Annotated in this window: 11 protein-coding genes; 9 read left to right on the forward strand and 2 right to left on the reverse strand. The window is 66.4% G+C overall.

The genetic code is table 11. The features are described 5' to 3' along the window. The first annotated feature begins 60 nt into the window (after window positions 1-60). The 9 genes from ccmI (at window position 61) to B5V03_RS09360 (ending at window position 12848) form a co-directional block, all read left to right on the forward strand. Window positions 61-1191, forward strand: a complete 1131-nt coding sequence (gene ccmI, locus B5V03_RS09320; RefSeq protein ID WP_129269377.1) for a c-type cytochrome biogenesis protein CcmI — start codon at window positions 61-63, stop codon at window positions 1189-1191. A 37-nt stretch (window positions 1192-1228) separates the two neighbouring features. After that, window positions 1229-1738, forward strand: coding sequence for a cytochrome c maturation protein CcmE (gene ccmE / locus B5V03_RS09325; protein WP_129269379.1), 510 nt, complete (start codon window positions 1229-1231; stop codon window positions 1736-1738). Next, window positions 1735-3714: a heme lyase CcmF/NrfE family subunit gene (locus B5V03_RS09330; protein WP_129269381.1), complete on the forward strand. Its 1980-nt coding sequence runs from the start codon at window positions 1735-1737 to the stop codon at window positions 3712-3714. Before ccmE ends, B5V03_RS09330 begins: the two co-directional genes overlap by 4 nt. A 5-nt stretch (window positions 3715-3719) precedes the next feature. After that, entirely contained in the window at window positions 3720-4202 is a 483-nt protein-coding gene (locus B5V03_RS09335) for a cytochrome c-type biogenesis protein (RefSeq protein WP_129269383.1), read from the forward strand. 107 nt (window positions 4203-4309) lie between these two features. Next, entirely contained in the window at window positions 4310-5653 is a 1344-nt protein-coding gene (locus B5V03_RS09340; RefSeq protein ID WP_129269385.1) for a methyl-accepting chemotaxis protein, read from the forward strand. Window positions 5654-5874: 221 nt separating this feature from the next. Continuing rightward, complete coding sequence (locus B5V03_RS09345) at window positions 5875-7455, forward strand: Do family serine endopeptidase (protein WP_129269387.1); 1581 nt, start codon at window positions 5875-5877, stop codon at window positions 7453-7455. 296 nt (window positions 7456-7751) lie between these two features. Continuing rightward, on the forward strand, window positions 7752-8432 hold the full coding sequence (locus tag B5V03_RS09350) for a response regulator transcription factor (protein WP_129269390.1): 681 nt from the start codon (window positions 7752-7754) through the stop codon (window positions 8430-8432). Next, window positions 8416-9870 (forward strand): sensor histidine kinase, encoded by a 1455-nt coding sequence (locus B5V03_RS09355; RefSeq protein WP_129269391.1) that lies wholly within the window; start codon window positions 8416-8418, stop codon window positions 9868-9870. The genes B5V03_RS09350 and B5V03_RS09355 overlap by 17 nt, the downstream gene beginning before the upstream one ends. After that, a complete protein-coding gene (locus B5V03_RS09360) occupies window positions 9867-12848 on the forward strand; it encodes a bifunctional [glutamine synthetase] adenylyltransferase/[glutamine synthetase]-adenylyl-L-tyrosine phosphorylase (RefSeq protein WP_129269393.1) in 2982 nt (993 codons plus the stop codon). Before B5V03_RS09355 ends, B5V03_RS09360 begins: the two co-directional genes overlap by 4 nt. On the opposite strand, the gene B5V03_RS09365 is transcribed toward B5V03_RS09360, so the two are convergent. Then, window positions 12811-13041, reverse strand: coding sequence for a formate dehydrogenase subunit delta (locus tag B5V03_RS09365; protein WP_129269395.1), 231 nt, complete (start codon window positions 13039-13041; stop codon window positions 12811-12813). The genes B5V03_RS09360 and B5V03_RS09365 overlap by 38 nt on opposite strands. Then, on the reverse strand, window positions 13028-13858 hold the full coding sequence (fdhD, locus tag B5V03_RS09370) for a formate dehydrogenase accessory sulfurtransferase FdhD (protein WP_129269397.1): 831 nt from the start codon (window positions 13856-13858) through the stop codon (window positions 13028-13030). Before fdhD ends, B5V03_RS09365 begins: the two co-directional genes overlap by 14 nt. Window positions 13859-13861: the final 3 nt, after the last annotated feature.

A 13861-nucleotide genomic window follows, 5' to 3' on the forward strand; every position in this document is an offset into this window, starting at 1 on the left:
TCCGGCCGTGGTGTAAAGCCACCTATGGGCGCGGCTCGCGCGCCGCCGGAAGCTTGCCAGATGACGCTATGGTTCGTGTTCGCGCTGATGACGGTCGCGGCGATTTTCGCCGTGCTCTGGCCGCTCGGCCGCGGCGCGGGAGCGGAAAATCAGGGTAGCCAAAACCAGGGTAGCGAAGTCGCGGTCTACAAGGACCAGCTGGCCGAGATCGAGCGTGATCTCGCCGCAGGATTGATCGCCGCACCGGAAGCCGAGGCCGCGCGTGTCGAGATCAGCCGCAGGCTGCTCGCCGCCGCCGGCAGCGAGCCCGCAATGGCCCCGAAATCGAGCCTCAAATGGCGCCGCGTAGCGGCCGTGCTGGCGCTCGTCGGCCTGCCGCTGGTCGCGATCGGAATCTACATGCCGCTCGGTTCGCCCCTGCTGCGCGACTTTCCCCTGGCGCAGCGGGAGCGCGGGTCCGGCTCCGGCATGGCGCAATCGCTCGAAAACCTCGTCGTGCAGGTCGAGCAACATCTGGAAAAGAATCCGACCGATGGCCGCGGCTGGAACGTGCTTGCGCCGGTGCTGGAGCGGCTCGGCCGTTTTGACGATGCGGTTCGGGCCTATCGCAATTCGCTGACCTATAACGGCGAAAGCGCGGAGCGCCGGTCCGATCTCGGCGAAGCCATCGCAGCTGCCGCAAACGGCGTGGTGACCGCCGAAGCGAAGGGCGAGTTCGAACGCGCGCACGCGCTCGACGCGGGCGATCCCAAGGCGAACTACTTCCTCGGCCTTGCCGCCGAGCAGGACGGCCGCAAGGACGATGCCGCCAATATCTGGCGCGCGCTGCTGGCCAAGGCGCCGGCGGATGCGCCGTGGCGTCCGCTGGTGCAGACCTCGCTGGCGCGGGTTGGCGGTGATGGCGTGACCATGCCCGCGCTCTCGGACGAGACCATCGCAGCCTCCAAGGACATGAACGCGGGCGATCGCAACGCGATGGTCCGCGGCATGGTCGAGCGTCTCGCCACGCGCCTCAAGCAGAACGGCGACGACGTCGAAGGCTGGTTGCGCCTGGTGCGGGCCTATCTCGTGATGGGCGATCGCGACAAGGCGATGGGCGCGTCGACCGATGCCCGCCAGGCCGTTGCCAACGATGCCGCGCGACTGCGCCAGCTCAACGAAGGCCTCAAGACACTTGGGCTCGACGGATGATGAGTTCAGGGCGAGACGAGCAGGGAACGGATACGCCATGACGCGCAAGCAGCGACGTATGACCATCATCGGCGGCTCGCTCGCCGTGCTCGCGCTCGCGGCCGCGCTGGTGCTCAACGCGCTTCGCGACTCCATCGTGTTCTTCTCGACCCCGACGATGGTCGCCGAGAAGCACGTCGCGCCGGGAAAACGGTTTCGCCTTGGCGGACTGGTGCAGCCCGGCTCGCTCCAGCGCGGTGACAATCTCGCGGTGACGTTCGAGGTCGCCGACGGCGGCGCCAAGCTTCCGGTCGCCTTCAAGGGCATTTTGCCTGATCTGTTCCGTGAAGGGCAGGGCGTCGTCGCCGAAGGCGCGCTCGATGCCAACGGCGTGTTCAAGGCCGACACGGTGCTCGCCAAGCATGACGAGACCTACATGCCGAAGGACGTCGCCGATGCCCTGAAGAAGCAGGGACACTGGAAGGACGATTACGGCGCCAAAGCTTCTGATGGCGTCAAGCCTGCGGCCACGACTGCGCAGGGCAACTCGCAGGGAGCGGTGCGGTGATCGCGGAAGCCGGACATTATGCGCTGGTGCTGGCACTCGCGCTGGCGCTGATCCAGTCCATCGTGCCGCTGATCGGTGCGCGCCTGCACGATGCCGCGCTGATGAACGTGGCGCGCTCGACCGCGCTGGCGCAGCTGCTGTTCGTCGGCGCGTCCTTCATCGCGCTGGTGACGTTGCACGTGAACTCGGATTTCTCGGTCGCCAATGTCTACGAGAATTCCCACTCGATGAAACCGCTGATCTACAAGATCACCGGCGTGTGGGGAAACCATGAGGGATCGATGCTGCTGTGGGTGTCGATCCTGGCGCTGTTCGGTGGCCTGGTCGCGGCCTTCGGCAACAATCTGCCGCTGTCGCTGCGCGCGCATGTGCTGGCGGTGCAGGCCTGGATCGCCAGCGCCTTCTATCTCTTCATCCTGATGACCTCGAACCCGTTCCTGCGCATCGTCAATCCGCCGATCGAGGGACGCGATCTCAACCCGGTGCTGCAGGACATCGGCCTCGCCGTGCATCCGCCCATGCTCTATCTCGGCTATGTCGGCTTCTCGATCTCGTTCTCCTTCGCCATCGCGGCGCTGATGGAGGGACGGATCGATGCGGCCTGGGCGCGCTGGGTGCGGCCGTGGACATTGGTGGCCTGGATATTCCTCACCCTCGGCATCGCGATGGGCTCCTACTGGGCCTATTACGAGCTCGGTTGGGGCGGCTGGTGGTTCTGGGATCCGGTCGAGAACGCCTCGCTGATGCCGTGGCTCGCCGGCACCGCGCTGCTGCACTCGGCGCTGGTGATGGAGAAGCGCAATGCGCTCAAGGTCTGGACCATCCTTCTCTCGATCCTGACCTTCTCGCTGTCGCTGCTCGGCACTTTCCTGGTGCGCTCGGGCGTCATCACCTCGGTGCACGCCTTCGCCACCGATCCGACCCGCGGCGTGTTCATCCTGCTGATCCTCTGCCTGTTCATCGGCGGCGGCCTGTCGCTGTTCGCGGGCCGTGCGACCTCGTTGAAGCAGGGCGGCCTGTTCGCGCCGATCTCGCGCGAGGGCGCGCTGGTCTTGAACAATCTGCTGCTCAGCGTGGCCTGCGCGGTCGTGCTGTTCGGCACGCTCTATCCGCTGGCGATGGAAGCGCTCGACCTCAAGATTTCGGTCGGCGCACCCTTCTACAATCTCACCTTCGCCCCGCTGTTTGCCCTCTTGCTGCTCGCGGTGCCGTTCGGGCCGATGATGGCGTGGAAGCGCGGCGACCTGCTCGGCGTGACCCAGCGCCTGCTCGCGGCGGGTGTTGCGGGTCTCGTCGCCGTCGCCATCGTCTGGGGCTGGGCGAGTGGCGGCAGCACGCTGGCACCGCTCGCAATCGGGCTCGGCATCTTCGTGATCGCCGGCGCCGTCACTGACATCGTCGAGCGGACCGGCCTCGTACGGCTGCCGTTTGCCACAGTGCTGCACCGGGCGCGCGGCCTGCCGCGCTCGGCCTGGGGCACGGCGTTCGCGCATGCCGGCCTCGGCGTCGCACTGATCGGGATCGTCTGCGAGACCACCTGGAACAGCGAATACATCGCGACCATGAAGCAGAACGACGTTGCCCATGTCGCCGGCTACGATCTCAAGCTCGACGGCCTGTTTCAGCGCCAGGGCCCGAACTTCCGCGAGATGATCGCCGAGTTCAACGTCAGCCGCGACGGCGAGACGATCAGCGTCATGACGCCGTCCAAGCGCAGTTTCACCACGCGCGGCTCCTCGACCACCGAGGCCGCGCTGCTGACCCGCGGTGCAAGCCAGCTTTACGTCTCTCTTGGCGATGCCACCACCGAGGGCTCGATCGCCGTGCGCATCTATCACAAGCCGCTGGTGCTCATGATCTGGTGGGGGCCGGTGCTGATGGCCTTCGGCGGCATGCTGTCGCTGTCGGACCGGCGCCTGCGCGTCGGCGCGCCAAAGCCGGCGCGGGCCAAGCAGCGCCTCCAGCCGGCGGAGTGATTTTGATGCGGCGGATGATGGCTGCGATCGTCGCGCTCGTGCTGCTGGCCTTGCCTGCGGCATACGCCGTGCAACCCGACGAGATCATGTCTGATCCCGTGAAGGAGTCGCGCGCACGCGGTCTGTCGCGCGAGCTGCGCTGCATGGTTTGTCAGAACCAATCGATCGACGATTCCGATGCGCCGCTGGCGCGCGATTTGCGGCTGCTGGTGCGCGAGCGGATCGCGGCCGGCGACAGCAATTCGCAAGTGCTCGATTTCCTCGTCGCACGCTATGGCGAGTTCGTGCTGCTCAAGCCGCGCTTCGAGCGGCAGACCATGGCGTTGTGGCTGCTCGCGCCGCTGCTGCTGATTGGCGGCGGCCTGGCGCTGTGGCTGCAAATCCGCCGGCGCGCACGAAGTGGTGCAGATGTACCAGCTCCGCCGCTCACGCCTGAAGAAGAAGCGCGGCTCGCGGCTCTCATGTCGGACGAGGCGAGATCGTCCTGACCTACGTAATGATACGTAGGCTGGCTGCCGCAGCGTATTTCATGTTCTGTTGACCTTTGTCTGGAAGCTTGTCGCGAGTTTCGATTCCAGACGTTGAGTCCGCAGCGATGTTCACGAACAGCAATCTGACGATCCGCTTTCTGGTTGGCGCCGTCGTCGCTGCATTATTGTTCCTGCTGGGCATCGGCGGCGGCACCGGCTTCGTCGCGGTGCTCTATCTGAACAACGAGATCACCAGCCTGTCGTCGGACTTCGCCGCGCTGAGCGGCCCCGCGCGCGATCATGCGATGCTGATCTATCAGCAGGCGCAGACGGCGTTCTCCTGGTTCCTGATCGCGTGCGGCGTGATTGCGGTGGTCGCCGTCGCGATCTGTCTCACCACCTTCTTCGCCGTGCGCAACGGCATCCTCAGCCCCCTGGCGGCGATCGTCCACGCCATGCGCGAGGTCGCCGACCAGAAGTTCGAGACGCCGGTCCCCGGGCTCGGCGGCACTAACGAGATCGGCCTGCTCGCCGGTGCGCTGGAAGTGTTCAAGACCAATGGCCTCGAGCGGCGGCGCCTCACCGAGCAGCAGCTGCATGAAGCCCAGCATCAGGCCGAGCGGTCGAAGCTTCTCGACGAGCGGGTCAAGCGCTTCAACGATCTCGTTGCCAGCGTCGTCGACAGCGTGGCCTCCTCGGCTGTGCATCTGAAGAGCAACGCCGAGACGCTGTCGCGGACTGCGAACGACACCAGCACCAAGGCCAATGCAGTCGCGAGCGCCGCGAGCCAGGCCAGCACCAGCGTGCAGACGGTCGCGGGCTCGGCCGAGGCGATGACGAATTCGATCGGCATGATCAGCCGCCGCGTCACCGATGCGACCCAGCGCGCCGAGGGCGCAGCGTCCCAGGCCGAGAAGAGCCGCGACACCATCCACACCCTGTCGGATGCCGCCGACAAGATCGGCGAGGTCGTGCAGCTGGTGCAGGCGATCGCATCGCAAACCAATCTGCTCGCACTCAACGCCACCATCGAGGCGGCGCGGGCAGGCGAGGCCGGCAAGGGCTTTGCCGTGGTCGCCTCCGAGGTGAAGAGCCTCGCGCACCAGACCAGCAAGGCGACCGAGGAGATCACCTCGCACGTCGCCAGTATCCAGGCCATCACCGCGGAGACGCGCGGCGCCATCGACGGCATCTCGAAGACGCTGTCGGAGATCTCGTCGATCATGTCCGGCATCGAGGTCGACACCGCCCAGCAGCGCAACGCCACGCAGGACATCACCCGTAGCGCGCAGGACGCCGCACACGGAACGCTCGATGTGTCCAATCATATCGTGCAGATCACCTCGACCTCGGCCGAGACCGGGCGCATGGCGGCTGAAGCCCGGGATTCCGCCGTCGACCTGTCGCAACAGGCCGAGACCCTGAAGTGTGAAGTCGACGCGTTCATCGTTGGCGTCAGGGCCAGCTAAGCCCCTCGAAAACGCGTTCCGCGGCTGATTACGGGAACTCGATTAAGTTCCTGTCAGACCACGACTTTCGGGCTGCTTCAAACCGCCGCATCGGCTTCGCCCTTCATTACAAAAGTTTAACCCCGCCGCCAGCGCACGGTAAGGCGCGAGCCCCCATGTTCAGGTTCGCAACGTGCTGGCATCCGGCACCAAAACGAATTCAAGGCCCTGGAGATCTCTGCATGAGCGACCGTATCGACCTCTCGAACCTTCCGTCCTACCGGCAGCCGCGCCGGTCGATTTTCTCGGCCCGCAGGATCGCGCTCATGGCGTCTGTCCTCGCCGGTCTCGGGATTGCCGTCCACGGCTTCAGCCCGTCGACCTCGCCGGCCGATTTGTTCTCGAGCCCGGCGCACGCGCAGGTCAACAACGAGGTCCGCAAGGTCGAGCGTCCGATCGGCTTCGCCGACATCGTCGAGCGCGTGAAGCCATCGGTGATTTCGGTGAAGGTCAACATCAAGGAAAAGACCGCGAGCAACGATGACGGCGATGACGCGCAGTCGCCGTTCCAGCCGGGCTCGCCGATGGAGCGCTTCTTCCGCCGCTTCGGTGGTCCGGATGGCATGCCGGGCCTGAAGGGTGGTGGTCGTGGCCGCGTCGTCCAGGGCCAGGGCTCCGGCTTCTTCATCTCGGCTGACGGCTTTGCCGTGACCAACAACCACGTGGTCGACGGCGCCGACAAGGTCGAGGTCACGACCGACGACGGCAAGACCTACAGCGCCAAGGTGATCGGTACCGACCAGCGCACCGACCTCGCCCTGATCAAGGTCGAGGGCGGCTCGAATTTCCCGTTCGCCAAGCTCGCCGACGCCAAGCCGCGGATCGGCGACTGGGTGCTCGCGGTCGGCAATCCCTTCGGCCTCGGCGGCACCGTCACCGCGGGCATCGTCTCGGCCAGCGGCCGCGACATCGGCAACGGCCCCTATGACGATTTCATCCAGATCGACGCGCCCGTGAACAAGGGCAATTCCGGCGGTCCGGCCTTCGACACCAACGGTGAGGTGATGGGCGTCAACACCGCGATCTACTCGCCCTCCGGCGGCAGCGTCGGCATCGCGTTCTCGATCCCTGCGAGCACCGTGAAGAGCGTGGTCGCCCAGCTCAAGGACAAGGGCTCGGTCAGCCGCGGCTGGATCGGCGTGCAGATCCAACCTGTGACCTCCGACATCGCCGACAGCCTCGGCATGAAGAAGGCCGAAGGCGCGCTGGTGGCGGAGCCGCAGAAGGATGGTCCGGCGGCCAAGGCCGGTATCGAGTCCGGCGACGTCATCACGTCGGTCAACGGCGAATCCGTCAAGGACGCCCGCGAACTCGCCCGCACCATTGGCGGTATGGCACCCGGCGCGTCTGTCAAACTCAACGTGCTGCACAAGGGCCAGGACAAGGTCCTTACCCTCACCCTCGGCCAGCTGCCGAACACGGTCGAGGCCAAGGCCGACATCGATAACGACAGCGGCAAGGGTGCGAGCAAGGGCACCGACGTGCCGAAGCTCGGCATGACGGTTGCGCCCGCCAATTCCGTGGCCGGCGCCGGCAAGGACGGCGTCGTGGTCACCGAGGTCGATCCGAAGAGCGCAGCCGCCGAACGCGGCTTCAAGGAAGGCGACGTGATCCTCGAAGTCGGCGGCAAGAGCGTGGCCACCGCCGGCGACGTCCGCGACGCCATCACCGCGGCGCGGACCGACAACAAGAACAGCGTCCTGATGCGCGTGAAGAGCGGCGGCCAGTCGCGCTTCGTCGCCATTCCCCTCGCCAAGGGGTAAGCGCCAGGAGCTTACGAGATGAGGGGTGTCGCCGGCATTAGTCGCCCCCGCCGGCGACGCCCTTCAGGGGAGCAGCGTAAATTTCGCTTCCCCAGTCTACCTTCCGGTGGAATTACGCCCCCCTCCGTCGGAAGGCCTAGGGCGGTGAAGTCCCCCCAGCTTCACCGCCCGCCTTTCTGCCTACCCTGGTTCTCGCCCAGGTTCTCGCCCAAGTCCTGTTTGCTTGGCTTGCATGCGATCGCCGCTCGCGCCATGTTCAGAGAAGGTTGACCCCCTTGACCGCCGCCGAACGCACGATGCGCCTCCTCATCATTGAAGACGACCGCGAATCCGCCGACTACCTCGTGAAGGCGTTTCGCGAAGTCGGCCACATTGCCGACCACGCCGCCGATGGCGAGGAAGGCCTCGCCATGGCCGAGAACGGCGAGTACGACGTGCTGGTGGTCGACCGCATGCTGCCCAAGCGCGACGGCCTGTCGCTGATCGGCGCGCTGCGCGGCAAGGACGACACGACGCCGGTGCTGATTCTCTCCGCGCTTGGCCAGGTCGACGACCGCATCAAGGGCCTGCGCGCCGGCGGCGACGACTATCTGCCAAAACCCTATTCCTTCGCCGAGCTGCTGGCCCGGGTCGAGGTGCTGTCGCGCCGCCGCGGCGGACCTGCCGAGGACACGCTCTACCGCGTCGGCGACCTCGAGCTCGACCGGCTCTCCCATCGCGTTGCCCGCGGCAAGGACGAGCTGACGCTCCAGCCGCGCGAATTCCGACTGCTCGAATATCTGATGAAGCATGCCGGCCAGGTGGTGACGCGGACCATGCTGCTGGAGAACGTCTGGGACTATCATTTCGATCCGCAAACCAACGTGATCGACGTGCACATTTCGCGGCTGCGCTCCAAGATCGACAAGGGTTTTGAGCGGCCGCTGCTGCACACGATCCGCGGCGCCGGGTACATGATCCGTGACGGCATTCGGTAAACTCGTCCGCACCACGGCATTCCGGCTGACGCTGGTCTACCTGTTTTTGTTCGCGATCTTCGCGGCCTCGCTGCTCGGCTATTTCGCCTGGAATACGCGGCGGCTGATCACCGAGGAGATCACGCAGACGGTGAATGCCGAGACGTCGGAGATCAGCGAGCTCTACGGCCGCCGGGGCCTGCGTGGGCTCGTGCTCGCGATCGAGTCCCGGGCGCTGCGGCCGGGCGCCAACCTCTATCTCGTGACCACGCCGACGGGGCAGGCGGTTGCCGGCAATGTCGGCTCGCTGGCACCGGGCGTGATGGCGACGCGCGGCTGGTCGGAGACGGCGTACCGGCGGATCGAGGACGCGGACGAGCGCGATCACCGCGCATTGGTGCGCGTCACCGAGCTCGAGAATGGCTTCCGGCTGCTGATCGGCCGCGATCTCGACGAGCGGCGGCGCCTGTTCGGCATCGTGGCGAAAGCGGCGCAATGGTCGGTCCTGATCGTCGTGGTGCTTGGCCTTGGCGGCGGCATCTTTGTGGCGCGTCGTGTGCTGACGCGTATCGACGCCATGACCGGCACCGCGCAGCGCATCATGGCCGGCGATCTCAGCGGGCGTCTGCCGGTGGGGCGCAGCGGCGACGAGCTCGATCGTCTTGCGGAAAACCTCAACGCCATGCTGGAGCGGATCGAGGCGCTGATGGCGGGACTGAAGGAGGTCTCCGACAACATCGCCCACGACCTCAAGACGCCGCTGACGCGCTTGCGCAACCGTGCCGAGGAGGCGCTGGCGAAATCGGGCAGCGAGGCCGATTACCGTGCCGCGCTGGAGCGGACCATCGAGGAATCCGACGGCCTGATCCGCACCTTCAACGCGCTGCTGATGATCGCGCGCGCCGAGTCCGGACAGGCGCGCGGCAACATGGATGATTTCGACGCGGCCGATGTCGCGGGCGGCATCCACGAGCTCTACGAGCCGCTGGCCGAGGACGACGACATGACGCTCAAGGTGAAGGCCGACCCGACGCCGGTTCATGCCAACCGCGAATTGATCAGCCAGGCGCTCGCCAATCTGGTCGAGAACGCGATCAAATATGGCAAGCCAGCCGCGCCGACAGGTGGAACCGTGGTGAGCATGGACTCCAGGCAGATTACGATCGAGGCCAGGCGCGAAGGCGATCAGGTGCTGCTCAGCGTCACCGATCGCGGCCCCGGCATCCCCGAGGCCGACCGCAAGCATGCCGTTGAGCGATTCGTGCGGCTTGAGGCCAGCCGCACGCTGCCGGGCTCCGGCCTTGGCCTCAGCCTCGCCTCCGCAGTTGCGACGCTTCATGGCGGCGAATTGCGGCTGGGTGATGCCCATCCCGGCCTCGTCGCCACGTTGGTGCTTCCGGCGCGCGCAGGCGACAGGGTTGCTCCTCCAATGCCGGATGTGCCACAGAAGGTGGCATGAACCACTCCGCGCCGGGAAACGCGGACAAGCATGGTGAGGGCCTGGCCGCGCGGTTCGCGGAGGCTCCCCATATTGCCGCTTCCACCACCGACCAACGACGTTTTGACAATTGGCTGGCCGAGCTCGAGCCGGCACAATCGAGCCGTCTTGGCGCGTTGCTGGTTCATCCCTTCGCCCGGAATATCCTGGCCGGCATTGCCGAATTCTCGCCCTATCTGTTCGATCTGGTGCGCGCCGATGCGCCGCGCCTGATCCGGCTGCTCGACTGCGATCCGGATGTGCATCTCGCGGCGCTGATCGCCGAGGCGAGGGACGCGGTGTTAGCTGCAGGCGACGAGGCCGATGTGATGCGGCTGCTTCGCCGCATGAAGGCGGAGGCGGCGCTGCTGATCGCGCTGTGCGACATCGGCGGAGTCTGGCCGGTGATGCGGGTGACGGCGGCGCTGACTGACCTCGCGGTCGCCTCGGTGCAGGCGGCGCTGCAATACCTGCTGCGGCAGGAAGCCGCACGTGGAAAGATCCTGCCGCCCAATCCCGAGGCGCCCGAGGAGGGCTGCGGCCTGATCGTGCTCGCCATGGGCAAGATGGGGGCGGGCGAGCTGAACTATTCCAGCGACATCGACCTCATCGTGTTCTTCGACCCTGATAACACGACGCTGGCACCCGACATCGAGCCGCAGCCGTTCTTCGTCCGCGTGACGCAAGGCATGGCGCGCATCCTCCAGCAGCGCACCTATGACGGCTACGTCTTCCGTGTCGATCTGCGCCTGCGCCCGGATCCGTCCTCGACGCAGGTTGCGATCTCGCGCGATGCCGCGCTGCATTACTACGAGCGGGAAGGGCGCACCTGGGAGCGCGCCGCGATGATCAAGGCGCGCGCCTGTGCCGGCGATGCGAGGGCAGGCGAGGCGATGCTGGCCGAGATCGCACCGTTCGTCTGGCGCAAGCATCTCGACTTCGCAGCACTTGCCGACGTCCACGACATGAAACGGCAGATGCAGACCTATCGCGGCCAGAGCGAGGTTGCGGTCGAAGGTCACAACGTCAAGGTCGGCCGTGGCGGCATCCGCGAGATCGAGTTCTTCGCGCAGACCCAGCAATTGATCGCGGGCGGCCGCCATCCGCAATTGCGGGTGCGGCCGACGCTCGCCGCGCTCAATGTGCTCGCGAACAGCAACTGGATCACCTTCGCAGCGCGTGACGAGCTGACCAGGGCCTATGAATTCCTGCGCCGGGTCGAGCACCGCCTCCAGATGGTCGCGGACGAGCAGACCCATGCGCTGCCCGACGACAAGGAGGCGGTCGAGCGCTTTGCCCGCTTCTTCGGCTATCCGGATCGCGAGGCCTTTGCGCGCGACCTGCTGCGCCAGCTCGAAATCGTCCAGGGCCACTACGAAAAACTGTTCGAGGGCGACGATCCGACCGGCACGGCGGGGCTGCCCGCGCTCGACTACGGTGCGGGTCCCGACGATCCGCGCCTGCTCCAGCATCTGACGACGCTCGGCTTCAAGCAGCCCGCCGCCGTCGCACAGACCTTGCGTGACTGGATCACCGGCGATTACCGCGTGTTCCGCAATGAGGCGACGCGAAGCGCCTTCATCGAATTCGTGCCGGCGCTGATTGACGGCCTTGCGCATGCCGAGGGGCCGGACCGCGCCGTGGTGTCGTTCGATCATTTCCTCGGGGCGCTCCAGCGTGGCGGCCGGCTGATCACGCTGCTCGGCCAGAACCGCGACCTCGTCGCGCTGGTCGCGCTGGTGCTGGGCGCGGCGCCGCGGCTCGGCGAAATGCTGGCGCGGCAGCCGCAGCTGATGGATGGCCTGATCGACCCGCGCTTCTTCGGCGCGATGCCTGATCGGCAGGAATTGTCGGCGCGGCTTGCGGCCACCGTGCAGGACGCGGCCTCCTACGAGGAGTTTTTGGACCGCCTGCGCCTGTTCGGGCAGGAGAGCCTGTTTCTGATCGGCACGCGTATCCTCTCCGGCACCGTCTCGGCGCAACAGGCGAGCACGGCCTTTGCGGACGTTGCCGAAGGCGTGGTCCACACCGTGCATGGCCTCGTCGCCGACCGCTTTGCCGCCCAGCACGGCCGCATCAAGGGGCAGGAGACCGCCATCATCGCGATGGGCCGGCTCGGCAGCCGCGAGATGACGGCGTCGTCCGATCTCGATTTGATCCTGCTCTACGATTTCGACGGCGATACCCCGGACTCGGACGGAGCGAAATCGCTGCAGGGCGCGCATTATTTCGCCCGCCTCACCCAGCGCCTGATCAGCGCTTTCACGACACGCACCAATTACGGCGTGCTCTACGAGATCGACATGCGGCTGCGCCCGTCAGGACGCGCCGGCCCGGTTGCGTCGAGCCTTGCCTCCTTCGCCGATTATCAGGCCAACGAGGCGTGGACTTGGGAGCACATGGCGCTGACGCGCGCACGCGTGGTGTCGGCATCGGCTGACTTCGGCGAGCGGATTGGGGGCGTTATTCGTGACGTGCTGACCCGCCGCCGTGATCCCGCCATCATTGGCAACGACGTCGCCGACATGCGGCGCGCGATCGCGCAGGAGAAGGGCGAGACCGACCATTGGGATATCAAATATGCCGCCGGCGGCATGATCGACATCGACTTCATCGCGCAATATCTCCAGCTCGTGCATGCCCATGCCAAGCCCGACATTCTCGACGTCAGTACGCTTCAGGTGCTGGATAACGCGGCCAGGCTCGGCGTGCTCGCGCAGTCGGAGGCCGAGATCCTGCGTGCAGCTGCGCGGCTCTATCACGATTTGACGCAGATCCTGCGGCTCTGCGTCAGCGACGGCTTCAAGCCGGAAACCGCCGGCACCGATCTGTTGCGCGTCATGGCCCGCGCCGGCGATGCGCCGGACTTCTCGTCGCTGGAGGCGCGCGTGAAGGAGACGCAAAGCGAGGTGCGGCGCGTGTTCAGGACGCTGCTGGAAGGCTCTGCTTCAGCGAGGTGAGGGCTTCGCGCACGTTCGGCTCCAGACCCGCGCCGCCGGCATCAAGATGGGCGAAGATCGCGCGCTTCATCCGTGGATCCCAGAACTTCTTGATGTGGTCGGCGATCCCCGGCACGGCCTTGTCGTGACCCTGGCTGCGGAAGAACGTGCCGATCTGGTTGGCCATGTAGACGAGGCGGTCAGGCGACGACATCGATGATCTCCTGAGCACGAATGGCCGTGACGCGGCCCTGGTGCGTGAACACTTCAAACCCGTCGCTGCGGGCAATCGCAATCAGCGTGATGCCGGCGGCCTCCGCGGTGCGGACCGCAAGCGCGGTGGGGGCGGAGACCGCGACCAGCACGGGTGCGCCGATGGCGGCCGTCTTCTGCACCATCTCGACCGAGACGCGGCTCGTCAGCAGCACAATGCCGTTGCTCGCGTCCGTCCGGCTGCGTGCCAGCGCACCTGCGAGCTTGTCGAGCGCGTTATGGCGGCCGACGTCTTCGCGCAAGGCCACGATGCCATTCGACGGCGACCAGAAGGCCGCGGCATGGACCGCGCGGGTCTGCATGTTGATCGCTTGCAGCGGCGCGATCGCCTGCATCGCGGCCATGATCTGTTGCGGCGTGAAGCTGGTCCCTTGCGGCACGACGGCTGCGGGCCGCACGGCCTCGGCAATCGAGTCGATCCCGCAGATGCCGCAGCCGGTCGGGCCTGCGATGTGGCGGCGGCGCTCGCTGATGCGCCCTGCATCCTCTGACGCCAGCCACATCCGCAGCTCGATGCCATCGTCGAGGCGCACCACCTCGAGCGACTTGATCTCGTCGACCGATTTGATGATGCCTTCGTCCAGGCTGAAGCCGACGGCAAAATCCTCGAGGTTCTGCGGCGTCCCCATCATGACGGCATAGGTGCCGCCATTATAGGTCAGCGCCAGCGGCGTCTCCTCCGGGATCAGACGCGCGCCTTCCGACGCGACACCGTCACGCCAGCTCTCGCGGTCGATGGCCTGGACCGGCACGTGCATGCC

Origin of the sequence: Bradyrhizobium betae (assembly GCF_004123905.1) — a bacterium.
In the GTDB taxonomy this organism is placed as follows: Bacteria; Pseudomonadota; Alphaproteobacteria; order Rhizobiales; family Xanthobacteraceae; genus Bradyrhizobium; species Bradyrhizobium betae_A.

What these genes read in the sequence shown, in the direction of transcription:
- B5V03_RS09365 (WP_129269395.1), bottom strand. Translation starts at nt 13,041, where the DNA reads ATGTCGTCGCCTGACCGCCTCGTCTACATGGCCAACCAGATCGGCACG.
- B5V03_RS09345 (WP_129269387.1), top strand. Translation starts at nt 5,875, where the DNA reads ATGAGCGACCGTATCGACCTCTCGAACCTTCCGTCCTACCGGCAGCCG.
- fdhD (WP_129269397.1), bottom strand. Translation starts at nt 13,858, where the DNA reads ATGCACGTGCCGGTCCAGGCCATCGACCGCGAGAGCTGGCGTGACGGT.
- ccmI (WP_129269377.1), top strand. Translation starts at nt 61, where the DNA reads ATGACGCTATGGTTCGTGTTCGCGCTGATGACGGTCGCGGCGATTTTC.
- B5V03_RS09340 (WP_129269385.1), top strand. Translation starts at nt 4,310, where the DNA reads ATGTTCACGAACAGCAATCTGACGATCCGCTTTCTGGTTGGCGCCGTC.
- B5V03_RS09335 (WP_129269383.1), top strand. Translation starts at nt 3,720, where the DNA reads ATGCGGCGGATGATGGCTGCGATCGTCGCGCTCGTGCTGCTGGCCTTG.
- B5V03_RS09350 (WP_129269390.1), top strand. Translation starts at nt 7,752, where the DNA reads ATGCGCCTCCTCATCATTGAAGACGACCGCGAATCCGCCGACTACCTC.
- ccmE (WP_129269379.1), top strand. Translation starts at nt 1,229, where the DNA reads ATGACGCGCAAGCAGCGACGTATGACCATCATCGGCGGCTCGCTCGCC.
- B5V03_RS09360 (WP_129269393.1), top strand. Translation starts at nt 9,867, where the DNA reads ATGAACCACTCCGCGCCGGGAAACGCGGACAAGCATGGTGAGGGCCTG.